We start from the raw sequence: 26,126 nt of genomic DNA on the forward strand, positions 1-26,126 counted from the left end.
CAAGGTCTTATCTATCCCGATATCTGCTATATGCATGAGCCTGATCCTGCAAACAGGCTTTGCGCAGAAAACGGCGACTCCTGCCAATACGGCAGAGAAGACACGCCAGACTTTGGCAGCAAATGCGCGGGCTCTCGAGTCACGCGGCCGGCCCGACATGGCCATCCAGATCTGGCAGCAGATTCTGCTCTCCGATCCCAAGAACGCCGAAGCCCTCGCCGGCCTGGCCCGCGACTATAAACTGAGCGGCTCTGCCAAGGAATCGGACAACGCCCTCGAAAAGCTGCGCACCATCAACCCCAACGATCCCAACATCGGAAAAATCCAGTCTCTCTCCACCTCTCGCGTCCAGAATGACGACCTCCGCCGCGCCGGCGAACTTGCCCGCCAGGGGCACAACGAAGACGCGATGAAGATATATCGGCAGCTCTACGCCGATCGCCCTCCTGAAGGCGACATCGCGCTGGCCTACTATCAGACGCTGTACGGCACCGCCACCGGCAAAGAGCAGGCCATCGGCGCAATGCGCGCTCTCGCGCAGAAGAACCCCGGCGACTCGCGCTACTCCGTCGAACTCGGCCGCATGCTCACTTACGATCCGAGGACGCGCACAGAAGGCATCAGGCTGCTCGAAGAGCATCCCCTCGATCCCGCTGCTCGCAGTGCTCTTCGCCAGGCTCTCATCTGGGACTCGGCCAATCCGGCTTCCGCCGCGGAACTGCGCAAGTACATGCAGGCCCATCCCCAGGATGCCGAGCTGGCTTCGCGCCTCAAAGAGAACGAGTCCAAGCTCGCCGAGATGAACTCCGGCATCGCGCGCACTCCTGAAGAGCGTGCAGCCTTTGCAGCGCTGAATGCCAAGCGCCTCGACGAAGCCGAGAAACGCTTCCAGGAACTTCTCGAAAAGGATCCGAACAACGGCCGCGTAGCCGCCGGCATGGGTTTCCTGCGCATGCAGCAGCAGAACTTCGGTGGGGCCGTCAGCTATCTCACCCAGGCCGAGCAGAACGGCTACAAAACCGCCGTCGTCGAGAACGCACTCGCCACTTCGCGCTTCTGGTACACCATGGGCGAGGCCACCCAGGCCTTTGACGCCAACCAGCTCGACGTGGCCGCGCAGAAATACCAGGAAGCGCTGGCCATGAAGCCCAAGAGCCCCGAGGCCCTCAACGGCCTCGCCGGCCTCTACATTAAGGAGCAGCAGTACCAGCAGGCCGCTGGCGTCTATCAGGACCTGCTCAAATCGCAGCCTTCCAATGCCGATGCCTGGCGCGGCCTGTTCCTCGCCTATGCCCGCGACGGCCAGAACGAAAAAGCGCTCGCCACCGCAGCCAAGTTCCCCGCGCGTATCAAAACTGAAATGGCGAAGGACCCCGAGTACCTTCGCACCCTAGCCACCATCTACAAGGCGGAAGGCCGTCCCATCGAGGCGCAGAAAGTCCTCTCGCAAGCACTGGCTCTGCCATTCCCTGACAACGGTGCGAACCTCAAGCAGGGCACGCGCCTGCAATACGCCGGCATCCTGATGGAAGCAAGCCGCTTCGATCAGGCCGCCGCCATCTATACCCAGATCCTCAACGACGACGCCAACAGCCTTCCCGCCTGGATGGGCCTCGTCAGCGCGCACCACGAGCTCGGACAGGACACCGCCGCCATCGGCGATGTCGAGAAGATGCCCCCCTCGGTCTACGAGTCGGCGCTCTCTGATTCCGGCTTCCTCACGATGCTCGGATCCATCTACCAGCAGGCCAACCAGCCCGACGTGGCACAGACCCTGCTCGAGCGCAGCGTGAAGGTGCAACAGGCGCAAGGCGCGCAGCCCTCCGTGCAGTTGCAGTTGCAGCTTGCCGGCATCTATCTGCAGCGCGGCAACACCGATCAGGCCTACGCCATTTACCGCCAGGTGCTCACCGCCAACCCCGAGCGCGCCGATGCCTGGAAGGGCCTCATCTCAACCCTGCAGGCCACCGACCATTCAACGGAAGCCCTGCAGCAGCTCGTCTACATCCCCCCCTCCGTCCGCAAGGAACTCGAGACCGATCCGCAGTTCGTCCAGACCGTGGCCAGCATCTACGCCACTGCCGGCGACATCCCCCATGCCACGGAATACATGGCCCGCGTGCAGCGGTACTACGCGCAGCAGGGAACTGCCATGCCTTCCGACACGGCCATTCAGAATGCGTGGCTCCTCTACAACACCAAGAACGACCGTGCCCTCTATCCCGAGTTGATGCGGCTCGGTTCGCGTCCCGATCTCACCGCCGCCCAGCGCGAAACCGTGCAAACCATCTGGGCAAGCTGGGCCGTCCGCCGTGCCGGCGCCGCCATGGACAACGGCGACAACCAGCGCGCCGTGGAGATTCTCGAGGCTGCATCTCAGGCCTTTCCTGAGAACGTCCAGGTCAAGCGCATCCTCGCCGGCGGCTATCTCCGCACCGGCCAGACCCGCGCCTCGCTTGCCCTCTATAAGAGCCTGCCCATGCAGGATGCCGGCGTAAACGACTTCCAGGGCGCGATCGGTGCCGCCCTCGCTGCCAACGACAAGGTCCAGGCCGAGGCTTGGCTGCGTCAGGCGCTCGAGCGCTTCCCGCACGATTACAAGATTCTCGGCATGGCGGCCAGGTACGAACAGGCGCGCGGCGATGCCCAGCGCTCCGCGGATTACTGGCGTGCCGCCATTGCCGCCATGCCCGCGGGCTCGCCCACCGACAAGCTGGCGCATGAGCTTGCCTACCCCGACCAGAACACCAAAGCGCAGAAGGCGCGTTCCAACGCCGATCTCCAGCAACTTCTCAATCCTGACAACGCGGCCATGAATGACCCGTTCCAGAAGACAGTGAAGCTACCGCCGCTGCCCTCCTACGGCCCAGACCCCTACCTCGGCACTGCGCCTGTGATTCTCCAGCCGCAACAGGCCGCCGTCCGGCCGAACGACATTCCCACCGCGCCCCCCGTCACGCAGGCCCCGGTCACACAGGCCCCGATCGTGCAGGTGCCGGCAACCGAACCTACCCCCACCCCCCGCACCACCACGCATCGCGGCTCCGCCCCGCTACCCGCGCCAAAGCAGGGAACTCAGCCCTCGACAAACCACAAGAAGCCCACAACTGGAACCTCGGGCCCGGGCGGCTACACCGGGCGCATGAACATTCCCGAAGAGCACATCACCGTTCCGGAGCCCCGCCCGGCGCAATCGCCGACGCCTTCCTACACCCCCTCCTACACGGCTCCCCCGCAGCAACCGGCAGATCAGAATCGGCCGGTCCTGCCCGTCCCCTCCACCGGGGACAAGCCCAAGGTCTACATCCCCGCCCCGCAATCGTCCATCGCACCCAACGCCGGCTCGCAGCCGGCGTATCGTCTTTCAACGCCGTCCACGGGCGACAAGGCTTCTCAGGCGCAGGCGCTCTTCGCCCAGCAAACGGATTCGCAGCTCACCCCCGGGTCTGACCAGCAGATCCGCCAGCTCGGAAATGTGCCCCTCACTCTGCCGGGTGACGCCCCCCACCCCTCTGAAACCTCGTCTGCGGTCGCGACCGTCAGACCGGCCATGAGCGGCATCCAGTACACCCCCTCCGCACAGGAAGCAGCTACCGGCGCCTACTCCGCTCAGCAGCCCAAGCAGGCGCCTCCCGAGCCGCAGCCTCGGAAGCAGCAGCAGGCACCCCCCCCTCCCCCCCCAGCCTCCACCGCCCAGCCGGAGCAGCAGCAGCCCAAAAAGCACCAAAAGCACAGTGCCAAAACCGCGCAGGAGACAGTTCCGACCCTCGTGACTGCTCCCACCGAGGCGGCCCCTCTGCCCCCCCCTCCTGGGGTCGACCAGACCCAGCAGCCGCAGCCCGCCCAGCAGCAGCCGGCAGCGCCCGACACTTCCGCTCCCGGTGGCCTCACCGACGAGCAGCTTCAGGATCGCAATCTTCCTCCGCTCCGCGGCCCCTGGGTCAAAGTGCAGCGCCAGCCCAAGGTGATCAGCCCCCGCGAAGAGGCAGAGCAGCAATTGCAGTCTCTTGAAAGCAGTTACAGCGCCTGGCTCGCCGGCACCGGCATCATCAACTACCGCAGCGGCGATCTCGGCTACAGCCGCCTTTCGGCCTTTGAAGTCCCATTCGAGTGGTCCGCTCCCGTCGGCTACCACGGACGCATCTCCGTCATCGCCAAGCCCGTCTTCCTCGACTCCGGTCAAGCCGACGGCACCAGCGTCATCACCGTGCAGGAGCTGACATCGGGCGCCCGCACCCTGGTCACCATTCCGCAGCCCCTCGGCACCATGACCAACACAGGCCCCACCGCCGGCACGACCTTCACGGGTGCCCCCCCGGCCCAGCAGAACGCCACCGGTCTCTCGCCGGAGATTCAGCTCACCACTCCCACCTTTGCCGCTGCCGGCGGGTACACCCCCCTCGGCTTCCTGGTTGCCAACTGGACCGCGCGCGCCTCCTGGCGTCCCGGCAACGGACCCATCACCTTCAGCTTCACGCGCGACTCCATCAAGGACTCGCAGCTCTCCTATGGCGGCCTCCGCGATCCCGGCACTTCGTCCCTCAGCTACCCGGGAACCATCTGGGGCGGCGTTGTGGGCACGGGCGGCAACGTCCAGTACGTGCACGGCGATGCCATCTCCGGCTTCTATCTCGGCGGCGGCGGCCAGTACATCAACGGCTATAACACTCAAACCAATTACCGCGTCGACGGCAATGGCGGCGCTTACTGGCGCGTCAAGGCCTTCCCCGAGTTCGGCTCGCTGAGCATCGGCACCAACTTCTTCGCCATGCATTACAAGAACAACCAGGGAGCCTTCACCTTCGGAATGGGCGGCTACTTCAGCCCGCAGGCATACTTCCTGGCCAACGTGCCCGTCACGTGGGCCGGCCATTACCAGACCCGCTGGCACTACCAGATCGTCGGCGGCCTCGGCGTGCAAGCCTTCCAGACGGACCTGACCCCCCTCTACCCCCTGCCCGAGCAGAAGCCCATCCTGATCGGCCTCAACAACGCCTCGCTTCCCGCGACTACCAGCATCGGAGCGAACTACGACATCCGCGCCAACGGCGCCTACCAGGTCAGCCCGCACTGGTTCATAGAAGGGTTCGCAAGCGGAAACAACGCCCGCAACTACAACGCCGCCACCGCGGGCTTCTCCATCCACTACATGTTCCGCGCCCAGCCCTCCACGGTGACGGCCCCCACCGGCCTCTTCCCCCACGACGGCATCCGCCCCTTCACGGTGCCATAGCACCTTTCTTTTGGCGACAGGATGGGAAACCGCTGACCCCACTCAGCCCTTGGCCGTTCCCCCACAAAGTTGTCATCCCGAAGCGCAGTCGAGGGATCCGCGGTCGTCTTTCGCGCAATCGATGGAAAGTACGAACCAGATATAACATGCTTCGTATCAGGGGCTGCCTTCAGGCAGCCCGCACGCCGCTCCCGATCGACGTGGGCTTCAGCCCCTGCAGGATACCGATTCAAACCACGGTAACTTCCCCATCGGCGACAACTCGACCGGATCGATTTTAGCGTGACGATTGACGGAACCAACTGAAGGTGCGAACTGCAAGCCATGTGATCGCGCCGATCAAGCCGTAGAACAGTGCGTTCTTGACAATCGCAACTGTATAGACGAACACCACCGTCGAACGGGCGGTGCCCGGTGCGTCGAGTGCCATGAACATCACTGAACTCGGCCAAAGCCAGCCCTCGACACTTCCAAACGAATGCTGAAATACGAACCACCGAAACGTCAGGACGAGCGGCACGGCCACGCCAATCGCCCCCGCAATAGCAGCGAACTTCAGAAATGATCCGCGCCAACTCATGGCTGAAATCATATCGAACAACGTGGATCGGCCCGATAGGGAACGAGTGACCCCCAATTCGGAAGCTTCGCCCACCGGTCACCCATCACGCGAGCGTGTGACCAGGCGCACATCCCCAATCCCACGAATCCCGCATGATAGCTATCCCCACTCGAAGCCCCCGAGCTGTTTCGGCGGGCAACGGGCTCAGTCCGGGAAGGGAAGAGGACCACATGTTTGCCGGCGATGGTTGGTGGTCCAAGCTACAAACAGTACCCCCACCCCCCTCAGAGCGAGGGACTCAGAAGTCTCCGGGAGCGGCACCCCCCCCCCCCCCCTCAGCGCGAGGGACTCAGAAGTCTCCGGGAGCGGCACCCCCCACCCCCTCTCAGAGCGAGTGACTCGGAAGTCTCCGAGAGCGGCGCCGGCCACCTGCTGATAAATCGTCTGGAGCGTGGTGATAAATAAAATTAAGAAATAGTATTGCAAGAATGAACAAATTTGATATTGTTCTCGTATCAGGTCTACGAGGACACAGAAATGGCATCAGCAGGCAAGCCGGACTCCGAGTGGCAGGAAGTCCTTAGAATCGCCCAGGGCGCGCCCATCGTCATCGAGCGCGTCTCCATCCCAGACAAGGGAATCGCCGTCGAGGGCGCCTTTGCACCCCCCCAGCTAGCCCGCCTCACCCTGGAAGACCAGGTCTTCGTGGTCGCCTTCCTGCGCTCCCACGGCTCCATCAAGGAGATGGAACAGGTCTTCGGCGTGAGCTACCCCACCATCAAGGCCCGGCTGAACCGGATCGCCGGCCAGCTCGAATTCGTGGAAACCAACCCGTCGCCTTCCCGAGCAGAAGTACTCAACCGTCTCAGCCGCGGCGAACTGTCGGCCGACGATGCCATCCGTGCGCTCGAAGCGCTGAATGATTAGGAGGACCAGTGATACCGAACATCGCTGTCGTAAGGGTCCAGAGCGAGCACTTCTGGTGCCTGCCGATTCCGGTCCCGCTGTTTCTGCTCTGGCTGTTGGTCCTGCTGCTGTCACCACTGCTTCTGGTGGTGCTGCTGGTGGTCTGGCCATTCTGCCTGGGCGCAGGTTTTCCGCTCGGCCGGGCCATCGAGGCGTTCTGGGGCATTCTCTGCGCGCTCCCGGGAACAAGTGTCCGCGTCACCGCGGAAGGCAAGCACATCACGGTGCGGATTCTTTAGGCCAGGCATGAGGGAGCAGGAGATGAACATGCGAAGTGAGCGAAGGACGATTTTGGGGCTGGTGGAGGCTGGCCGGATCTCTGCCGTCGAGGCCGAGCGCCTGCTGCGGGTCTGGGCCGACGCCCGCGAGGAGCTCTGGATCGTCGCAGCCTGCCTGCTGATCTGCGCGACGCAGGTTCACCTGCATCTCTCGCTGGACGGAGTGGGCCACTTGATCGAGGGGTTTGCGCGCGAAGTCTTCAATGCATGGAGCGCGGCGTTTTCAATGCTGACGAAGGGAATGGGAGAAACGATATGAACGAGAATCGCAGACAGATTCTGCAAATGCTTGCAGATGGAAAGATCACAGCAGACGAAGCCGACCGGCTGATTGCGGCGCTGGATCCGGTGAATGTGCTTGGGGAGTTTTCAGGCAAGACCAGCAACGGCGCCACGGTCAAGACACGGTCCAAGTACCTGCGGGTGTTGGTGGAGGCAGACGAGTCTTCAACCGGGCTAAAGGGCCTGACGACCGTGAATGTCCGCGTGCCGATGCAGTTGCTGCGGGCGGGCGTACGGCTGGCCGCGCTGATTCCCCAGCAGGCGCACGGCCAACTGGACGAAGCACTCAGCAAGCACGGTGTGCCGATCACCCTGTCGCAGATCAAGCCAGAGAACCTGGAGGAACTGATCGACCACCTCGAGGATCTGACGGTGGATGTCGATGGTGCGGAAGGAAACAAGACCAAGGTGCGGGTCTTCTGCGAATAGACTCGTCAGGCGGAGCGTCGAGCGGACTTCTGTGTAGGGACGACCTGAACCGTGACGTCGCGGACTTCGGCGAGGAAACGGTTCAGGGTTGAACCCCGGAGCAGGATCTCCCAGCGCGAGCGGGCGGACTGGCCGAAGACGACGTGCGAGATGCTTTCCTGCTGAGCGAAGCGGATCAAAGCATCCGAGACGTTCTTGTCTTCGAGCTTGACGACCGTGGCGCCCAGGTCGCGGGCCATGCGCTCATACTCCTCGATGCGGTGGCGTGCCTCGGGATCGGCCATCTTCGGATCCTTGGGCTTGGAGACAAAGACGGCGTACCAGTTAGTCGCGAGACGGCCGGCAATGCGCGCGCCCACGCGGATCAGCTTCTCAGTGCCGGGCCGCGGGCTCAGGCAGACCATGACCTTCTCGGGGACGGTGGCTTGTTCGAGTCCCTGGGTACGGCGGTACTCGGACTCGCGCCGGGAGACCTGCTCCGCAGTGGTGCGCAGAGCCAGTTCCCGCAGAAGGTTCAGGTTCCCGATTCGGAAGAAGTTAGCGAGCGCCTTCTCGACCTTGTCGGCAGCGTAAATCTTGCCCTGGCGCAATCGGTTGCGAAGCTCCGTCACCGTGACATCGACGTTGACCACTTCATCAGCGCGCTTAAAGAAGCTGTCGGGAACGGTTTCGCGGATCTCCGTGTTGGCGGAGCGGCTGACCGCGTCATTCAGAGTCTCAAGATGCTGAATGTTGACGGCGGTCATTACGTTAATGCCGGCTTCGAGCAGCTCCAGCACGTCTTCGTAGCGCTTCTGGTTGCGACTGCCGGGCACGTTGGTGTGCGCCAGTTCGTCGACGAGGACTGTATGCGGTTTGCGGGCGAGTATCGCGTCCACGTCGAGCTCTTTGAACTTAACGTCGCGATATTGAACCACTCGCTGCGGGATGATCTCCAGATCGCGGATCCGGGCGCTGGTCTCAGGGCGGCCATGCGGTTCTACAAAGCCGATGACGACGTCGATGCCTTCCTGGTGCATCATGCGCCAGGCATCGTTGAGCATGTCGTAGGTCTTTCCGACTCCGGGCGCCGCGCCGATGTAGATCCGTAGCTTGCCTTCCTGCGCGCGACGTTCGAGCTTGACTTCGGGCATGTGCTAACCGACCTCGACGGTGTGCCGTGCCGGTTCAACCACTGCCACGGGAAGTGTGAAGCGGAAGGTTGTGCCGGTGCCGACGCGGCTCTCGACGGCGATCTGGCCGCCGAGCGACTGCACGAGGCGGCGCACCAGGGCGAGTCCCATGCCGGTACCGGATTCGGACGATGTATTGAAGCGATCGAAGATGTTGGCGAGCCGCTCGGGTTCGATGCCGGTGCCGGAGTCGCGCACCGTGAATTGGACGAAGTCTTTGGTCTCCTCGGCCGCGAGCAGGATGTGGCCTTCGGCCGGGGTGAAACGCAGCGCGTTTGTGAGGAGATTATCGAAGATGCTGCGCACCGCGCGGCGGTCCGCGTAGACGGGCGAGAGATCGGCAAAGGCGTTTACGTGAATGTCGATCTGCTTTGCAGCGGCCTGGTCGGAGTAGCGCGCTTCGGCATCGCGCAGGATCGCAAGCGGACGAAGGTTCTCGAGCTTCATCTCGCGCTTGCCCACGTCGATTTCAGCGACTTCGATGAGGTCGGCCATGAGGTCGTCGAGCTTCTGTGAGTCTTCGACCGTGGAAGCGAGAAGGTCTTGCTGAAGCGGCGAGAGCTCGCCGGCAAAGCCTTTTGTAAGCGCGTAGAGCCCACGGCGAACCTGGAGGAGCGGGTCGCGCAGCTTGCGGCTGGCGACGGCGATGAATTGGGTCTTAAACCGGTCGGTGTTCTGCAGGCTGGTCACGTCTTCGAGCGTGGTGACGGTGCCGAGGAGCCGGCCTTCGGAGTCGCGCATGGGCGTGGTGCGGAGGCGGAAGCTGCGATCGGCTTTGCCGATGCGCATGGGCAGCAGCGCCGACTCGCCTTCGCCGGCAACAGCCTTCTGCATGGCGATCGCGTCGCGGATGGCCGAGAGGATTTTGCCGCCGCCGGGTGTGTTGGTCAGGGCCATGCGGTCTGCGGCGTTCTCGCCGAGAAGCTGCGCGGCTGCCTGGTTGACCTTGAGGATGTGCCCTTTGCCGTCGGTGACGATGATGGGCTCGAAGATGGACTGGAGCACGGCGTCGGAGAGTTGGAACTCCATCTGGCGACGGCCGGCTTCGGAGTCGCGCAGGTCGCGGAGGCGGACAGCGACGCGGTTCAGTTCGGCGGCGATGATGCCGAGGGTGTCGTGGCCGGCCCAGTCGGTGCGGTGTTCGAGGTTGCCTTCGGCGATGCGCTTGGTGTCGCGCGCGAGGGAACGAATGGGCTGGAGGACCAGAAGAAAGGTCGCGATAGCGATGGCGACTGCGGCGATGGGAAGGACAATGCTGAGGAGCGGATGGCCCGCGGCGGCCATGGGCTGATGCGCGGCGACGGCAAGCCAGACGGTCAGGCCGGCGAGTGCAACGCATCCGAGGATCAACCGCTGGGTGAGATTCAGCATGTGGCGATTCTTAGAGTGAAGGCAGCATATTCATTGTGGCTGATGGAGGCGTGTCAGCGCAAAGTTGGGCTTGAGTAGGAAAGGAGTTGGAGTGAATCGATTTAGGAGGTTGCGGGGTTTGGGATTGATCGGTGCAATCGCGATGTTTGGCGTTTCGTCCGCTGCCTGGGGGTGAGTGCGTGGGAATGGGTGTTTACTATGGAGTAAAAAACCGAATTAGTTGTTGTAACGATCTGTTCTTAGCCTATGAAATTCAGGATCGCTGTATGTGTCTTAGAGTGTGCATCATAAGTGCAGAATTGGCGAAGATACGGAGAAGCAAAAACAGGGGGAGGGGTAGCTAATTTTCTAGTAACCCCAGTTACCACCTGGTTAACTGCCCTTAGACCCTTCCCGCGGAGATGCGCGGTCCATACGATTCGCTCTCTCAATGACACGCCGCGGGAGAGGAGACACCACTCCCTGCCTTCTGAAAGGCCTTCCGATGATAGGACATCGGACTTAGCGTGTATGTGATAGCGATCACGAACGTTGGAAGGGGTCCTGGAACTGGGTTCGCACGGGAAACGCGGGGCTGACAAACGCCGCGTCCACGGCGCGGGGGTCGGTGAATGCGGGGCGAGGTTCGTGGTTTCCCACTCATCCACGATAAGGCCGTGGATGAATGGGGCACTCAGGTTTCTCGTGACCTCGTGACCGGGCCACCTGCCCCGGAACAAGACAATGGCGCTACACTCGTTCCCGTTCAGAGGTGCGCCAGAATGGTCTACTTCAAGAGCGTGTTAGTCGGACTCGGCACCGCGCTATTGGGATGTGTGGTTACGCCAATTGTAATGATGGTCTGGGTGTCTTGGAGAATTTTCAAAGCTGCACCGACTGGACCGGGGGAACAGGTGACGGTTTCCTTCAGCCCGTTGGGTTTTATAGATCACTTCTGGTGGTTCTTGCCTTTCATCCTTGCACTGTTCTGCGTAGGTTTCTTGCTCTCCGTGTATTCGCGGAGAAGATGAGGCATTGGTCGGACTGCCGCCCATTGTTCCCGAGTGGTCGGCGACTCGTCTCTATCGTTTTTGTTCGTCCCTCCCGGCGGGCATACTTCCGAGTAGGGGGTCACCCGCCGCAATCCGCAGGTGGAGTCTACCTCCCGGTGCCTCGCACGCAGAGCGCACGCATAAGTGAGGAGGAGTAGGGGAACCCGCTCGGCTCATTGTCTGACCTTCCCTCGTTGAAGTCGTAATACCACGCGTAACCCGATGGATGTCCACGATCATCGTTTATGCGCTCACTGCTCCACTGATCACCGGTCAGGAACAGGTTGCCCTTCACGTGATAAGTGAAGGAACTGTCTTTGCCCGAGCCTGCTAATCCGGGAGCATTGGCATTGCGGTCGTAGATCGCCCCCAACTCAGCAACTGTCGCCAGTCGCCAGTCCGAGTACCCGGCCAATCGGAGATCGCGGCAGTACTTTACAGCAGCCTTCCAACTCACGTCTCTCCCGTTATCTCCACCGGCCCACATCAGCCGCGTGGATGGATCAGTCCAAGTACCGGTTACTGATGTCTCCTGTGCGAAGACACGTTGCTCCGTCGAAGATTGAGCGGCGGAAATCAGGGCAACACCGAAGAGAAGGCTCAGGATCACCTTGGCGTTCATACCCTCCGAGAGTAAAGGCGGCGATGCAGTGAATGAGCAATCGACTGTGACACTTTCGCTACTGCTCCATAGGGCTACCGTGTACACTGCCTAGTTTGGCCCGAGTTGTCGCCGACTCGCCCCTTTGACGGCTGTTCGCCCCCGCCAGAATCGGATCACTTCCGAGTAGGGGGTATCTCGCTCCCTACTGTGGAGTGCTGTCCGACGATGTAAACCAGATCGGGATTATCCTCTGCTCCAGCGCATTCAGACGGCGCTCCAACATTTGCGCCCATTCGCGTGTAGCTGGGGCGTTCACTGGGATGACGTCACGGGATGTTCGTCCCTCTTTTGCGAGAGCAACCCATTTCCTCACCTCCCAGATGTAGCCTTCGAGAGCCTCTTTCGGTGAGGGGCAGTCATCCGTAACGAGGTACGCGGACGGGATGTCACCGACGATAACCCAGACGTATTCATCAACTGACGGGCGATTGGGTTTTATCCGGGCTAAGAAGATGGCAAACACGTCACCAATTCCCTCGCCAAAATAGAACTCGCGGATTTCACTACACCAGTCGAAATCGCTCAGAAACGCTCGCGCCGTGGCCTCCATGCTGCGAAGCCTCTGCGTCTCGTCATCGTCCTCTCCCCGCATTTCCGCAATCGGCACTACTCCCGACACCGGAAGCTCTCTCTTCACAAACGGACTCCTTTGCTAACCCGGCAGACTAACACGCGACGGTTCCGGGCGAGTTGTCGCGTATACGGAAGTATGCCGTTGTTCGCCTCTGACCGAATAGCTTCCGTATAGGCGGTTAACCGCTCGGATTCCATCCAAGGTACGTCAGTGCCGGGTGAATCGCCGCTGGAAGCTGACAATTCGCGGACGGGCCCGCTCAGTGAGACGAAGAGCCTCGACCAGAAACAGTCTGCTTCGCGAGGCTCTTTGCCGAAGGGACGCAATCTTCAGGTACTGGGGCGACGTTTCAAAAGACCTTGCGACTGCCAAGCTGGGAAATTCAATGATTACGAACCGGCCAGTTGGAGCGTCTCCTTCGACGGGAACGACAACTCCGGCACGAACGAGATATTTCCCTCCAGAATCGGCCACAACGGGCGTGACGGCATCTACGTAGCTCTTATATGCAACTGGATCAGTCACGTTGATCTCAGCGATCGCGTAAGCCTTTGGAACTGCTGACGGTGTGCCTCGTGCTGTCGTCGCTACTATTACAAGGCCAATCCCCAACGCAGATATAAGCGTGAGTCGCTTGTGAAGCATCAGCCTATGCACTGAACTCCCCCTTTCCGGTTCCGAACGTTTGCCACTCGGTATTCTGCCATTTTCAAGAAACTTCCGTATTGGCGGTCACTCGTTCCCGAACAGCTAATGCTCTGACCTCAGTTCCCCCGCTCTGGGCTGACAGTGGGCTCACAGGTAACGGATCGGTATGTATGCCTTCAAAGGCTGCTGGGCCGCCCGCCGCACGTTTTTGAGGGGCCCGAAGGCCCCTGCTCGCTCGGGCAGCTCAATAGCTATTGTTTGTCGTAGACGAGCGTGATGGAGATGGGCTTGCCTGCAGCGTCGGTTCCTTTGGCATTCATGGTCATAGTCTTGCCGTCTGCCGAGATTACGAGCCGACCGCTGACGTGGTATTTGTTCGTGCTGTTCTTCGATTCGTAACTGAAGGTGTTCGCGTTGACCTGCTTGAGAGAGATGGTGTCGTAGGGGGCACCCTGGCCGGAGACAGATGCGGGAGTTCCATCAAACTTTGCTGTATATGTGGCGTTGATGGCCGAGCCGTCAGCGCGCTCGCCGGTGGTGGTAACTTTGACTCCCTCGCCATCGGCTTCGCGCGTGCTGCTGAGGCTCTTCACAGGAAGTGGGCCGGGAGAGTATTTGCTTTTTGCCACGTTCAACTTCCAGGAGCCGAGAGAGTTGTCCGCAGCAAAGGCGGCGGCGGCCGAGGTGATTGCCAGAGTTGCGATAGCCAGTCTGAGGAAGCGTTGCATTCGAATTCTCCTTGTCTTTGGTTCACGGAATGAAGCCGGTATGACTGAGGAGGACTTCCTATGAGGGGAAACCGCAGGTGAAAAGCGGTGCCAATGTAAGCCCGGGGTTGTGGGGGAGTCAAGTTGAAAGGGAGCACCGTCTCCACACACCTTGTCGTCGGTACCGGTCAGGTGGGCGTTGGTGGTCTCCCACCCTAGCAGAGCCAGGATGGGGCACCCTTGTGCCTTGGTTGATTTGCATCCCTCCCGGGTCTCCAAGTGGTAGAGGCCGGGGGCACCCGCGCCCTTTTTCGTGCTGGATCAAGTGTGTAACAGCGGGTTTTTCGCCTGCGGCTCAGAATGACAAGGTTGTGGCTGACAGAGTCGTGGATGGCGAAGTTGCGGATGGGATGCGGCAGACGGCGTAGCCCTGCTGCTGGTAGGGGCAATTTAGGCCGGTGAGGGCAGGGCCGTGGACTACGGTCCAGGTGACGGCGGGGTATTCGGTGTTGAGACGCTGGAAGTCGGCCTGGGTGAAGTGATTGAGGCCGGTGGTGGCGGTGCTCATCTGCTTCCACTCGTCGGCCAGGGTGGGAAAGAGCGAGGCTGCGCCCGAGTCCTTGTAGTAGTCGGCGAGGGCGGAGCGCTCGGAGACGGCGCGGAATCCGTGGGAGTCGGTGAGGTCGTCGCGGAGGTAGTGGGAGTCGACGGCGAAGACAGCGTCTTCGGGGGTGTTCTGGCGGATCCAGAGCAGGGTGTTGACCCACGCGTTGGGACTGGTTGCGGCGGGCAACTCGATCTGCTGGCTGTGCGGATAGGTGGCGCGGCCAACGAAGAACATTCCAATGGCAAGCGAGCCGGCGAGGGCGGGAATGGCCCAGGTGCGGCTGCGGCCGTCGCGGCGGATGCCGGCGAATTCTCCAAAGACCCCGGCGAGGAGGATGACGAAGACGATAGTGATGAGGTGGAAGGTGCGCAGGGGCTGAAGGCGGATGAAGTTGTCGAAGATGGGCGAGCTGGAGATGACGATCGCCGCGACAATCGACAGGATGCCGAACGGGATCATGACGAAACTGAGCAGGGAGAAAGAATCGGTGGTCCCGCGAAGGCGTCCGCGCCAGAACCAGGCGAGGATCGCGAGGGGAGCGAGCATTCCCAACCAGTGATACCACTGCCAGTTGTAGAGGAAGTAATAGTCGCGCGAGTAGAGCACTTCGCGATAGGCGCCGGTCGCGGGCTTGAAGTCAAAGCCGGTGGGAAGGACGGCGATGGCTGAGGCGAGGGCGGGTACCGGGTGCTTGGCGCGGGCCTTGCTCTGCTCGGTCACCAGGATCACGACGGCGAGCACCATGAGGTAGGCGACCATCTGCGGATGGAAGAGGCCGGTGATGAGGGCGGTGACTCCAGCAAGGGCGTATCGGCGCTGGAGCAGGCCGCCGAGCGCGATGAGCGTGAGCGGGGTGGAGAAGGAGCGGGCGGTCAGGTAGGGGTCGTTGAGCAGGAGCGCGGTGTTGGCAGCGGGCATGGCCAGGACCGCGGTGACGATGCCGACAGCGGACCAGCGCGCGCGCGAAGAGGTGAAGCAGCCCGAAGCAATGAGCCAGCAGGAGGCGATCATGCCGAAGAGGCAGACGACGTACCAGAGGAAGATGGACCAGTCGATGGGCAGATGGGTGAAGTGCGACGTGGCTGCGACGACGGATCCGAAGATGGAGAGGTGCTCGTGATCGAGGAAGAACTCGGGCGAGAAGGGGTAGAGCGCGGGGTTGGCGAGCTTTTTGGCGGCGGGGACGTAGATTTCGGCGTCTTCAACGCCGAAGTAGTAGCCGTGAATGGCAAGGGCCGCAAGGGTGAGGCCCGCGAGGCGCAGGATGGGGAAAGGCTTACGTTCGCTAAAGGGCACTTCTTCTCCAGCAGTCAATCGTGTCGTTTCAGGCCGAGGCCTGAATTATCGGGGCCCGTCTGTTTCTAAAAAGTCGGAAATACCACAGTCAACCAAGGGCAACGATAGAAAGAAGGACTGCGAAGAGTAAGAATGCACGACAAGATTGCGGGCAGCGGGGCTCGCAATTGAACTTCGCGGAAAGAAATACGGGGCGCTCTGGGAACGCGAATGGCCGGCAGCGGTGCAACGCACTAGGCCTATATTCGCTGGCTTTTGAAGCGCGAGGCTGGTGGCAGATCGGGGTGCAGGCATTCAACGTCTCAGAGGGCGAAATAATTATCTCAGCTTAGCACTTGGACGCGTTTAGCCGGGAAAACGATTACATGGGCAGCTCGAATTTTTGAAGGCGTTTCGCATGGTGGAGGACGGACGCGGCGGGATTTTCTGTGGGATCAAGGAATGCGGCAGACGAAGATCTGCTGACTGGACCAGGGACACTGGAGGCCGGGGGGTGGGGTGCGATCGAGTAGAAGCCATTCGACTCCGACGTTGCGTTTGAGCTGCTTGAAGTCGGCTAGCTGGAAGCGATCCCATCCTTGCTGGGCATTGAGCTGGCGTTGCCACTCGGGGATGAGAGCGGGGGCCTTGCTGAGGACGGAGCGGTCCTTGAGGTCGTCGGCGAGGATGCTGTGCTCGGCGAGGGCGCGGAAGCTGTGCATGTCTTCTGCGGGAGCGGCGAGGTATTGGGGGCCGGCGGCGAAGTACGCATCGGGAGGCGTGTTGACGCGGATCCAAGTGAAGGCCTGTAGCCATGGGTTAGTGCTGGGGGCTCCGGGGAGCTCGATGTGAGGCGTCGCGGCGAAGAGATGGCGCTGGACGAGGAACATAGGGATGTTGAGGACGAGGAGGAAGATGGTCCAGCGGGCCGCGTGGGCTTTGAGAATGCTGCGGCCGAGCAGCGCGCCACCGACGAGAGCGAGAAAGATGTAGACGAGCTGGAGGTAGCGCATGGGCTCCGTTGTGGCGAGCACGACGAGAGCGCTGGGGCCGCAGAGGATCATGGCGATTGCCTGGTGGAAGAGGGCGAAGAGCAGTACGGCGATGGAGAAGCGGGCGAGCGGGGTTTCGCCACGGGCGCGGACCCAGCGCATGAGCGCATAAAAGAGGATGAGCGGAGCGAGTGCGCCGAGCCACTCATACCAGGTCCATTGGTAGAGCCAGAAGCAGTGGCGGGGACGCATGGCATCGACCCAGCCGGGGGGCGGGGGTTTTAGGATCCAGCCGATGGGGAGGACGGCGAGTGCGTGCTGGGGGGTGCGGGTGAAGCGGTTGAGCTTCGCGAGGATGGTGGGGCTGTGGGTGAGGGCGAGGAAGGCGCAGAAAGAGAGGCCGAATGCGCCCATCATGGGGTGGAGCAGGATGGCTGCGGTGAGGAGGAGGGGGGCGGTGATCCAGCGGCGTTCGAGTACGCGGAGGCAGGCGAGGAGGATGAGTGCGGTGGCGAGATTGCGTGGATGCAGATATTGGTCGGCGATGTAGAGGGCTGTTCCGGCGATGGGGAGCGTGAGCATGGCAGAGAGGACAGCAAGACCACCCCAGCGCGCGGGTATTTCGTCGAAGAGGATGCAGAGGATGCGCCACGAGGCCCAGAAGATGAGAACGATGGCGAGAAGCTGACCAAGGAGTTCGGCCCACGCGAGGGGAATGTGCGTGAGGCGGACGAAGGCGGCCATCGCGGTGTCGAAGACGCTGGCCTGCATTTGGAGCTTGAAGAAGGCGGAGTCGTGCGGGTAAAGGGCGGGGTTGAGCCTGGATTTGATGGCGGCGAGGTAGACGGCGTCGTCTTCGGCGCCGGGATGATAGCCCATTACGAGAAAGCCGAGGACCGAGAAGAACGCGACTGGCAGTATTGCCGAGGGTAAGGCCGGGAGTCGCAACGATAGGATCTCCGAGAGGTTGAAAGGCGTCTGCGGATTTAGTCTATTTCGTTCGAAGCCTGTTTGTTCGTATCTGGGTTGTGCGGGGCGGGTGTGGATGCGGTTGGAAGAGAAGTTGGCGCTGGTGATTCCGACGTTGAATGAAGCTGAGTGCCTGCCGGCGATGCTGGAGCGTGTGCTGGCGGTGATGGCGGCGCTGCCGGTTGCGTTCGAAATATTGGTGGTGGATGACGATAGCCCTGATGCGACCGCGGCGGTGGTGGCTGCGATCGCGGAGCGGGAGCCGAGGGTGCGGCTGCTGGTGCGGCGCGGAGAGCGCGGGCTGGCCGGGGCGATTCTGCATGGATGGCAAAACACCGATGCATCGCTGCTTGGGGTGATGGATGCGGACATGCAGCATCCGCCGGAGGTGCTGCGTGAGCTGGTGAATGCGATGGAGGCGGGTGCGGATGTTGCGCTGGCAAGCCGGTTCGCTGCGCTGGGGGCGGGGCATAGGTGGAGGAATCCGCTGCGACGGCTGGCTACGGCGGTGTCGATCTGGATGGCGCGGCCGCTGCAGCCCGCGGAGTTTCGCGTGAGTGATCCGTTGTCGGGGTACTTCCTGGTGCGGCGGCGGTGCGTGGCGGGGGTTGCGTTTCGGCAGACGGGGTTCAAGCTGCTGCTGGAGATTTTGACGCGAGGGCGGTTGCGCTCCGTCGTGGAAGTCCCGTTTGAATTTGGACGGCGTGGTGGCGGGCGGAGTAAGGCGGGAGCGCGGGTGGCGTGGGATTATGTGTTGCTGCTGTGCAGGCTTTATCAGGAGAAGTGGAAGGCTATGGTTGGAGCCCCTGAGAGTTCGGCGGAGTGAAGAGTGAACAGGCAGGGATGGCAGTGGGCCGGCAAAGGTGCTTCCTTCATCGATTGCAGCCTGACGACGTGGGTACGATGGATGTGCAGTGAGTGAGGACGATGGCGAGCGAGGAAGAACTGCTGCACGAGTTGATGGTTTGCACGCTGACGCTGGGCGATGCCACGTTCGTCCATCAACACGTGGTGGATGCGTGGGCCGTGCAGCATGCAACGGAGGATTCGAAGCCGATTGCGGTAATGTTTGGCCTGATCGGGCTGTATCTGCACCTGGAGCGGGGATTCAATGGACGCGAGGTGCAGCGAGCGCACATGCAACTGGGCACGCCGCGACGGACATGGTCGATGCCGGAGTTGCCGGAGCGGCGCGGGGCGATTCGGGTCGACGATGTGCTCGAGGCTGTTCCAGGATTGGACCTGCAGGTGATGATCGACGTGTGGTGCAACTCGGTGTGGGAGGCGTGCGAGGCGCTGCATAGCCAGATCGGTGAGACCTGTGCGTTCGAGCTGGGCGTGTGGTGAGCCGGATGGTCCATTGACAAGGGGCAAGGCTGCCAACTAGAAAACCTTTGGCTTTCATTCTTTTCCCGAGGAGAGGTGTGCGCATGAACAGAGTGAACCGGCGGAAGCTGCTGGGTGGGATTGTGTCGGCGGGAGCGATTGCTGGATTGACTGGGGCTGCGGCTCCGGCATATGCGGCCGATGCGCCGGGCGGTGGCGAGATTCCGGAGGGGCTGCTGGACCTGGCCCGGCTGCGCAGTTATAAGACGCGGCGGTCATCGAGCTGGGATCGGACGGGTGGCAATGGCGACTCGGTTCCGGTTATGCCGGGGAAGACAGTCACGCTGCTTGATGAGAAGGGTGCAGGAGTAATCACGCACATCTGGTTCACGATCAACTCAGAGGATCCGCATCACCTGAAGAACCTGGTGCTGCGCATGTGGTGGGATGGGGAGTCGTCGCCATCGGTGGAGGTGCCGATTGGAGATTTCTACGGGCTCACGCTGGGCGAGTACTTCACGTATCAGTCGGCGCTGACCACGGTGGCACCGGTGAAGGCGCTGAACTGCTACTTCGAGATGCCGTTCTCAAGTGGGGCGAAGATCACCGTGACCAACGAGGGGAAGGCGCCTACGCGGAATCTCTACTATGCGGTTGATTATGTGACGCTGGCGTCGCTGCCGGGAGATGTGGGGCGGTTCCACGCGCAGTATCGGCAGGCCGCGCCGGCGAAGGGCTGGACGAATGACTGGAAAAACAACTGGGACAAGGGCGCAGGCGACAAGCCGAACCTGAACGGTGAAGGGAACTACGTCTTCATGGAGGCGACTGGGCGTGGGCACTTTGTGGGCGTAACGCACGGCGTGCTGCAGAATCAGGAGCAGTGGTTCGGCGAAGGCGACGACATGATCTTCATCGACGGCGAAACGAATCCCACGATCAACGGCACGGGGACCGAGGACTACTACAATGGGGCGTGGGACTTCGGGCTACAGGCGTTTGCGTATCCGCATAACGGCGCGCCGTACATGGTGGATCCGGAGCGGATTGGCGGGCGTTATTGCCTTTATCGGTGGCATGTCGAGAGCCCCATCACGTTTGAGAAGTCGATCAAAGTGACGATGGAGCACGGGCATGCGAATTGCCGGTCGGATGATTTCTATACGGTGGCTTATTGGTATCAGACGGAGCCGCACTTGGAGTTTCCGACGCTGCCGAAGGCCGAGGATCGCTTGCCGCGGGTGTTTGCTGTGGGTGGGCCGGGGGCGGAGAAGGCGAAAGACTAGTGGCGAAGTTGCAGAGTGGCAAGGTGGCAAAGTTACAAAATGGCAGAGTTACAGAGTGGAAATGAGACTTTGTGACTTTGTCACTTTGTAACTTGGTCCATGTCTATTGCTGGGGCGGGGTGGGCTGCGTGGGCGGAGTGCCGATACCGCCGCCGGTACCGGGACCACCAATGCCGGGACCGCCGATCCCAGGTCCGCCAATACCGGGTCCACCGATGCCGCCGCCGGGGTTGGCGACTGGCTGGCCAATGGTGCCGGTGTTACCGCCCATCATGGTCTGCTGGTCCATCAGGGTGGAGTAGGTGAACTCCCACTGGTTGTAGTGGTCTTTCTTCTTGTAGACGAGGATCGACTTCTTGTCGACGGAAGGCTTGACGCCCATGATGCCACCGCCGCCGAAGGTCTGGTTGTTGTTGTTGTCGCCGAAGATGCCGCCGCCGTTGGTTCCCGAACTACCGTTGTCGCCGGTTCCGGTCGTGGTGCCGGTGCCTGGCTGCTGGCCGGAGTTGTCAGTGCCACCCGTTCCACCGGGGCCGCCGGGCGCGGGGGCAGTAGGGGCAGTAGGTGTGGTGGGATTGCTGCCGAAGGCACCGCCGCCTATCGGGCTGGGCTGGGTGCCCTGGCCGGGCTGACCGCCTTGATTCGGGAACAGAGTGCTGCCGCCATTGATGCCATTGCCACCGCTTGGGCCCGTTCCGGCCATGATGCCGCAACCGCTGGTGGGGCCGAGAGGCTGACCGAAGAAGCCCATCGCGACCGGCGCCTTGTTCTGGCAGTAGCCGATGGTCTTCCAGTCGTCTTTGCCGGTTAGGGGGTCGGTGTAGCGCTTGCGCAGGAAACGGATTTCGTTGGTCTTGACGAGCGCGTCGATGCTGGGCGGATAGGCGTTGAACTTGCGGTAGTAGAGCTGAATGGCGCGGATGTACTGCTTGCCACGGTGCATGGTTTCGACTTCGCGGTCGCGCTGTATGTCGGCGGCGATGCGGGGCGCCGCGAGCGCCATGCCGATGATGAAGATGGCCAGGAGGATGATGACGCCGAGAAGGACATAGCCGGATTCGGAGGGCTTGCCTATGCGCCTCGCAGGTCTTTCCATCGCAGGCTCGGCGTTTCGGATTGGATTGAACTTCGTCACTCGACTTAACGATGCGCCTGCTACTGCATGAGCGGCAGGCTTTGCGTGTTGTTATACGACAGATCGGTTACCTGGATGCTTCCGGGAGAGATGCTGCCGATTTTGTAGCGGTGGTCGACGATCTCGCCGGACCTGGCCATGAAGATGTCGTCGCCGTGGACGAGGAAGGCGCGGATGTTCGACTTGTCCCTGGATTGCGAGTAGCCGAAGTACTTGAGGTCAATGGAGGGCGCCTGCGGAGGGGGCGGAGGCGTGTTGACTGCAACGTTGTTGTCGTTGGGCCGAGCAGGCGCGACGGGCTGGTCGATGTGAACGGGCGCCGATTCCGCAGAGAAGATGTTGCGGCCAGTGCCGGCGTACTCGACGTCTTCGCTCTGGGCAAGCTTGGCCAAGTGCAGTGTGGGATCAATGTTATTGCTGCTGACCTTCTGGGCCTCGGGCGCGGAGATTGCAGAACTGCTGATCGCGACGCGAGCAGGGGCATTGGTCGCGCCAGCGCGCGGAGTTGTTGCGATCTGCGCGGGGAGGGGGCGGGGAGCAGGGGTGGCGAAGTAGCCGTAGAGCTCCCAGATGGCCGCCGGGATGATGATGACCAGGAGGCCGGCCAGGATCATTACCTTCTTCTTGTCTTCAGCGCCAGTCTTCATTGCGGCTGCGCCTCCTGCGCCTGAGGATTTTCCTGTTGCGGCGGCAGGCCGCTGGCGGCTGCGTCTGCCGGGCGCAGCCATGTGGAGAGCTGCAGGCGCAGGTTGACCGCGCCGCCCTGCTGGCCAGTGAGGCCCATGCCGCGGATGACGAACAGGGTCTTGCTCCGCTCGAGCGAGTTGATGAAGTGCATGATCTTCGGGTATTCGCCGGTGATACCGGCGTCGAGCGTGATCTCAGAGAGATTATTCTCGGGCGGCTTCTGTGCGTACTGCAGGCGTGTGAGGCGCACGCCGGACTTCACTTCGAGAGCGCCGATCTGCGTGGCGATCTCGGAGTAGCTGGGCGGAATTCGCTTGGCGTAGAAGTCCTTGATGTCGGTCCGGGTCTGGTCGATCTTCTTGTCGAGGCCGCGCAGAGGCGCTGTCTGCAGTTCCAGTGACTTGAGCTGGATTTGTTTTTCCGCGAGCGCGTCGGTGGTGCTGGCGCTGGTGGCGGCCCAGTCGAGTGCGAAGCGCGTGGCCAGGGCGATGACAGCGACGAGCAGAATCGAAAATCCCACGTAGTGCCAAGTGAGCGGGGAGGCGAGCCGCTCGCGCCAGACGTCAGAGTTCTTCACGTTCATTGGGGGCCTCCGGGAGTGTGCCGGGGAGCGGGTCGGCCGGTAGGCGGTGGACCGGTATAAGGAGTGCGCTGGCGGCCAGGTGATCCGGTGCGCGGCGTTGCGGCCGCGGTGGGCGCAGGCGTTTGCTCGGACTGCTCGGAGTCTTTCTTTTTCGGTTCCGTCTTGTGCTCGGCCGAAGCTGCGGCGTTGTAGTCGGCAAGAAGGTCGAAGTTGACACGGTTGCTGAGGCTGACCGGTTCGAGCTGCTGCTGTCCGTTGCCGGCGCTCTCAGCGCTTTCACCCGTGATGCGCGGCTGGAGGAAGTGACGGGAGTGCTCGAGGTTCTGCACCAGTTCCACTGCCTTGTCACGCGCTCCGATGACGCGCATGCGGACGGTGATGTGTCCGTCTTTCTTGTCGACGATGGGCTCGAGCGTGGTGACCTGCACGCCGCCGGGAAGAACGGACTCGAGGTCTTCCATGGCGAGGGTCCAGGAGAACGCCTTGGTATCGATCAGGCGGTTGAGCGAGGCGACCTGGTTGAGCACGGCGGCATTGTCAGGCTGCTGCATCATGACCTGCGCCTGCTGACGCTCCTGATTAATCCTGGCGATGGAACCGTCGAGCGAATGGGCGCGGGCGCGGGCTGCTTCGGCCTGGCTGTGCAGGAAGTGCAGAGCGATGCCGAGCGCGAGGGCAACGATGGCGAGTGCACCCATGGCCATGCGCAGGCGCCGGAGGATAGGGCCGAGGTCGGCAAATGGCTTGGTGGCGAGGTTGACTGTTATTCGCATCAGGCTACCCCCGCAAGCGCGCCGGAGACTCCGGCGAATCCGATGGGGCCGAGCGTGGTGACGGCGCCTGTTGTTGGCGTGGGCGTGGTTTCGATGACATTGAGGCCGGTGTCGCTGATGGCGCGCGCGAACTCCTGGGCGGGAACGGCTCCAGCGTAATGCAATTCGCGGGGCGCGCTGCCAACTTTGTCTTCATAATATGCGGCAGCCACCGCGATGTTGCGCTGCACGTCAGAGACGCGCGTGGCATTGTCCGCGGGAAGCTCTAGCGTGCGGTAAAGCAGCAGGTCGTCGCCGCTGGTGATGGAGGTGGTGAGCGCCGTGCTGCTGAGATTCGCGGCGAGTGCGGGGGAGGGATCAGTGAGCGCGGCGAGGGAGGCCAGGCTCGAGAGCAGCACTACGCCGGGCTCGTATCCAGCGGCCTGTACGCACGACTCGTATTCGGCCAGGTTGGTTTTGGGCATGATGGTGACGAGAACCTTGACGGCGCCCTCGCCGCCCCCGGGGTCCTGCGAGAGGATCTGGTAGCTGAGCGCGGCATGCTCCACTTCAAACGGAACCATCTTGCGGAGACGGAAGCGCAGCACGGGATAGACCACCTCGGGGGCCTTGGGAGGCAGGGTGTCGAAGTCGAGGACGAAGACGCGGGCCGCGGTGTCAGGCACGATGAGGGTGACGTTGTGGTTGCGTGGCGACACTTGATCGATTGCGCTACGCAGGGTTTCGACGACAGCATCGTGGGCCATGACATTGGTACCGCTGATGCCGGGCGAGAGAGCACCGGGCCGCAACGGAGCGAATGCGTAGACGGGCGTCGTGCCGCCGTTAGGAATGGCGGCAGCCAATGCGCCCTCCGGCGTGAGTTCCACCGCCGTGTGCGGGCGGGCCGCCGCGGGCGCCGTGTTGAACGTGAATTTCTTCGAGAGCAGAGCCACTATCTTGAAGCCTCGATGAATGTAACCTTGTTGATTTCCTTGAGTGTCGTGATGCCGTTGCGTACGCGGTCAATGGCGGATTCGCGCAGGAAGGTCATGCCTTCTTTCTGCGCTAGCTTGCGAATCTCCGATGTGGGCTTCTTGTCGAGGATAAGCTCGCGGATCGGATCGGTGAGGTCGAGCAACTCGTGGATGGCGGTTCGTCCGCGATAGCCGGTGCCGCCGCACTCCATGCAGCCGGAGCCCTCGCGAAACTCGAAGTCGCGCCACTCGATGGGATCGAGGCCGGCGGCGAGGAGCGTTTCTTCGTCGTATTTCACAGTGCGCGGGCAATACTCGCAGATGGTGCGGACCAACCGCTGCGCAAGGATGCAGTTGAGCGCGGAGACGAAGTTGTATGCCTCGACGCCCATGTTGAGGAAGCGACCGAGCACGTCGACCACGTTGTTGGCGTGAACGGTGGTGAAGACCAGGTGGCCGGTGAGCGCCGAGTTGATGGCGATCTGCGCGGTTTCCTGGTCGCGGATTTCGCCGACGAGGATCTTGTCGGGGTCGTGGCGCAGGATAGAGCGCAGTCCGCGCGCGAAGGTGAGGCCCTTCTTCTCGTTTACCGGGATTTGGGTGATGCCGCGGATCTGGTATTCGACGGGATCCTCAATAGTGATGATCTTGTCTTCGTCGGACTTGATCTCATTGAGCGCGGCGTAGAGCGTGGTGGTCTTGCCGGAGCCGGTGGGGCCGGTGACCAGCACCATGCCGTAGGGCTCGCGGATATAGCGGCGGAAGCGGCGCAGGTCGCTTTCAGCAAAGCCCACAACCTCGAGAGTGAGATTGCGGAATTTCTCCGACATGGATTCTTTATCGAGCACGCGAAGCACGGCGTTTTCGCCATGCACGGTGGGCATGATGGAGACGCGGAAGTCGATGAGGCGCCCCTTGTAGCGCACGCGGAAACGGCCGTCCTGCGGGACGCGGCGCTCGGCAATGTCGAGCTCCGACATAATTTTGATACGCGAAAGGATGGTGGTGTGGTGCTCGCGTGCGATGGGCGCCATGGCCATCTGCAGTACGCCGTCGATGCGGTACTTGACGATGACGGAATCGTCGAGCGTTTCGATATGAATGTCGGATGCGCGGCGCTCGAGCGCGGTGAAGATGGTGGTGTCGACCAGGCGAATGATGGGGCTGATGTCTTCTTCGCGCGTGAGCTTCTCGATCGAGATGTTCTCGTCGGAATTGTCTTCGCCGCTGACGACGTCGAAGGTCAAGCCTTCGCTGGCTTCTTCGAGGACGCGCTGCGATTGCTCGGTCTTCTTGAGGACTTCGTTGATCTGCGAGAGCGTGGCGACACGGGCGATGATGCGATGGCCGAGCAAGCCTGCGATCTCGTCGAGGATCATCAACTGCGATGGGTCGCTGACGGCGATCACCAGCGCGTCGCCCTGCTGCTCGATGGGAACGAAGTTGTAGCGGAACATGAGTTCCACCGGAACTGTGCGCAGCAGATCGTGCTGGATTTTGAAGTTCTTGAGGTCGACGAACTCGGCACGATAGCGCTTGGCGAGCGCTTCGGCGTTGGCGCGCTCGTCAACGCCGGCGGGGAGCGGGATTGCGAGTACAGTCGTTTCAGCCATACGTATA

Annotated in this window: 23 protein-coding genes; 8 read left to right on the forward strand and 15 right to left on the reverse strand. The window is 62.0% G+C overall.

Features of this window, described 5'->3' with window-relative positions:
* The first annotated feature begins 34 nt into the window (after nt 1–34).
* Entirely contained in the window at nt 35–5,233 is a 5,199-nt protein-coding gene (locus MOP44_RS21005) for a cellulose synthase subunit BcsC-related outer membrane protein (RefSeq protein ID WP_260792360.1), read from the forward strand.
* A gap of 277 nt (nt 5,234–5,510) precedes the next feature.
* Here the strand turns inward: MOP44_RS21005 and MOP44_RS21010 are convergent, their stop codons facing one another.
* The gene (locus MOP44_RS21010; protein ID WP_260792361.1) at nt 5,511–5,813 is read right to left on the reverse strand and encodes a hypothetical protein; all 303 of its coding nucleotides are present in this window, start codon (nt 5,811–5,813) and stop codon (nt 5,511–5,513) included.
* Nucleotides 5,814–6,332: 519 nt separating this feature from the next.
* Between MOP44_RS21010 and MOP44_RS21015 the strand changes: the two genes are divergently transcribed.
* Genes MOP44_RS21015 through MOP44_RS21030 form a run of 4 tightly spaced genes read left to right on the forward strand, consistent with a single transcriptional unit; the run spans nt 6,333 to nt 7,750 of the window.
* Complete coding sequence (locus tag MOP44_RS21015) at nt 6,333–6,722, forward strand: DUF2089 domain-containing protein (RefSeq protein WP_260792362.1); 390 nt, start codon at nt 6,333–6,335, stop codon at nt 6,720–6,722.
* 8 nt (nt 6,723–6,730) lie between these two features.
* A complete protein-coding gene (locus tag MOP44_RS21020; protein WP_260792363.1) occupies nt 6,731–7,000 on the forward strand; it encodes a hypothetical protein in 270 nt (89 codons plus the stop codon).
* Between the two features lie 28 nt (nt 7,001–7,028).
* On the forward strand, nt 7,029–7,298 hold the full coding sequence (locus MOP44_RS21025; protein WP_260792364.1) for a hypothetical protein: 270 nt from the start codon (nt 7,029–7,031) through the stop codon (nt 7,296–7,298).
* On the forward strand, nt 7,295–7,750 hold the full coding sequence (locus MOP44_RS21030; protein WP_260792365.1) for an SHOCT-like domain-containing protein: 456 nt from the start codon (nt 7,295–7,297) through the stop codon (nt 7,748–7,750). Before MOP44_RS21025 ends, MOP44_RS21030 begins: the two co-directional genes overlap by 4 nt.
* A 5-nt stretch (nt 7,751–7,755) precedes the next feature.
* Here the strand turns inward: MOP44_RS21030 and MOP44_RS21035 are convergent, their stop codons facing one another.
* The 8 genes from MOP44_RS21035 to MOP44_RS21065 form a co-directional block, all read right to left on the reverse strand.
* Nucleotides 7,756–8,883: a universal stress protein gene (locus MOP44_RS21035; RefSeq protein WP_260792366.1), complete on the reverse strand. Its 1,128-nt coding sequence runs from the start codon at nt 8,881–8,883 to the stop codon at nt 7,756–7,758.
* Nucleotides 8,884–8,886: 3 nt separating this feature from the next.
* Nucleotides 8,887–10,293: an ATP-binding protein gene (locus tag MOP44_RS21040; RefSeq protein ID WP_260792367.1), complete on the reverse strand. Its 1,407-nt coding sequence runs from the start codon at nt 10,291–10,293 to the stop codon at nt 8,887–8,889.
* Between the two features lie 1,137 nt (nt 10,294–11,430).
* Nucleotides 11,431–11,946, reverse strand: coding sequence for an Lcl C-terminal domain-containing protein (locus tag MOP44_RS21045; protein WP_260792368.1), 516 nt, complete (start codon nt 11,944–11,946; stop codon nt 11,431–11,433).
* A gap of 184 nt (nt 11,947–12,130) precedes the next feature.
* Complete coding sequence (locus tag MOP44_RS21050; RefSeq protein ID WP_260792369.1) at nt 12,131–12,625, reverse strand: hypothetical protein; 495 nt, start codon at nt 12,623–12,625, stop codon at nt 12,131–12,133.
* Nucleotides 12,626–12,769: 144 nt separating this feature from the next.
* Nucleotides 12,770–13,207, reverse strand: a complete 438-nt coding sequence (locus MOP44_RS28185; RefSeq protein ID WP_390905505.1) for a DUF1330 domain-containing protein — start codon at nt 13,205–13,207, stop codon at nt 12,770–12,772.
* Between the two features lie 254 nt (nt 13,208–13,461).
* Complete coding sequence (locus MOP44_RS21055; RefSeq protein WP_260792370.1) at nt 13,462–13,938, reverse strand: hypothetical protein; 477 nt, start codon at nt 13,936–13,938, stop codon at nt 13,462–13,464.
* Between the two features lie 334 nt (nt 13,939–14,272).
* Nucleotides 14,273–15,820 (reverse strand): DUF6798 domain-containing protein, encoded by a 1,548-nt coding sequence (locus MOP44_RS21060; RefSeq protein ID WP_260792371.1) that lies wholly within the window; start codon nt 15,818–15,820, stop codon nt 14,273–14,275.
* 434 nt (nt 15,821–16,254) lie between these two features.
* Complete coding sequence (locus MOP44_RS21065) at nt 16,255–17,739, reverse strand: glycosyltransferase family protein (RefSeq protein ID WP_260792372.1); 1,485 nt, start codon at nt 17,737–17,739, stop codon at nt 16,255–16,257.
* A 97-nt stretch (nt 17,740–17,836) separates the two neighbouring features.
* Between MOP44_RS21065 and MOP44_RS21070 the strand changes: the two genes are divergently transcribed.
* From MOP44_RS21070 to MOP44_RS21080, 3 genes are all read left to right on the forward strand, one after another.
* Nucleotides 17,837–18,586, forward strand: a complete 750-nt coding sequence (locus MOP44_RS21070) for a glycosyltransferase (RefSeq protein WP_260792373.1) — start codon at nt 17,837–17,839, stop codon at nt 18,584–18,586.
* A 101-nt stretch (nt 18,587–18,687) separates the two neighbouring features.
* A complete protein-coding gene (locus tag MOP44_RS21075; protein WP_260792374.1) occupies nt 18,688–19,107 on the forward strand; it encodes a DUF5946 family protein in 420 nt (139 codons plus the stop codon).
* Nucleotides 19,108–19,190: 83 nt separating this feature from the next.
* Nucleotides 19,191–20,372: a glycoside hydrolase family 172 protein gene (locus MOP44_RS21080; RefSeq protein ID WP_260792375.1), complete on the forward strand. Its 1,182-nt coding sequence runs from the start codon at nt 19,191–19,193 to the stop codon at nt 20,370–20,372.
* A gap of 103 nt (nt 20,373–20,475) precedes the next feature.
* On the opposite strand, the gene MOP44_RS21085 is transcribed toward MOP44_RS21080, so the two are convergent.
* Genes MOP44_RS21085 through MOP44_RS21110 form a run of 6 tightly spaced genes read right to left on the reverse strand, consistent with a single transcriptional unit; the run spans nt 20,476 to nt 26,119 of the window.
* A complete protein-coding gene (locus tag MOP44_RS21085) occupies nt 20,476–21,468 on the reverse strand; it encodes a hypothetical protein (protein WP_260792376.1) in 993 nt (330 codons plus the stop codon).
* Between the two features lie 59 nt (nt 21,469–21,527).
* Entirely contained in the window at nt 21,528–22,154 is a 627-nt protein-coding gene (locus MOP44_RS21090) for a hypothetical protein (protein ID WP_260792377.1), read from the reverse strand.
* The gene (locus MOP44_RS21095) at nt 22,151–22,777 is read right to left on the reverse strand and encodes a GspMb/PilO family protein (protein ID WP_260792378.1); all 627 of its coding nucleotides are present in this window, start codon (nt 22,775–22,777) and stop codon (nt 22,151–22,153) included. The genes MOP44_RS21090 and MOP44_RS21095 overlap by 4 nt, the downstream gene beginning before the upstream one ends.
* Nucleotides 22,774–23,550 carry a fimbrial assembly protein gene (locus MOP44_RS21100; protein WP_260792379.1) on the reverse strand — a complete coding sequence of 259 codons (777 nt, stop codon included), beginning with the start codon at nt 23,548–23,550 and terminating at the stop codon, nt 22,774–22,776. The genes MOP44_RS21095 and MOP44_RS21100 overlap by 4 nt, the downstream gene beginning before the upstream one ends.
* Nucleotides 23,550–24,485 (reverse strand): type IV pilus biogenesis protein PilM, encoded by a 936-nt coding sequence (locus MOP44_RS21105; protein WP_260792380.1) that lies wholly within the window; start codon nt 24,483–24,485, stop codon nt 23,550–23,552. The genes MOP44_RS21100 and MOP44_RS21105 overlap by 1 nt, the downstream gene beginning before the upstream one ends.
* On the reverse strand, nt 24,485–26,119 hold the full coding sequence (locus tag MOP44_RS21110) for a GspE/PulE family protein (RefSeq protein ID WP_260792381.1): 1,635 nt from the start codon (nt 26,117–26,119) through the stop codon (nt 24,485–24,487). Before MOP44_RS21110 ends, MOP44_RS21105 begins: the two co-directional genes overlap by 1 nt.
* Between the last annotated feature and the right edge of the window lie 7 nt (nt 26,120–26,126).

Source organism: Occallatibacter riparius (genome assembly GCF_025264625.1).
Taxonomy (GTDB): Bacteria; Acidobacteriota; Terriglobia; order Terriglobales; family Acidobacteriaceae; genus Telmatobacter; species Telmatobacter riparius.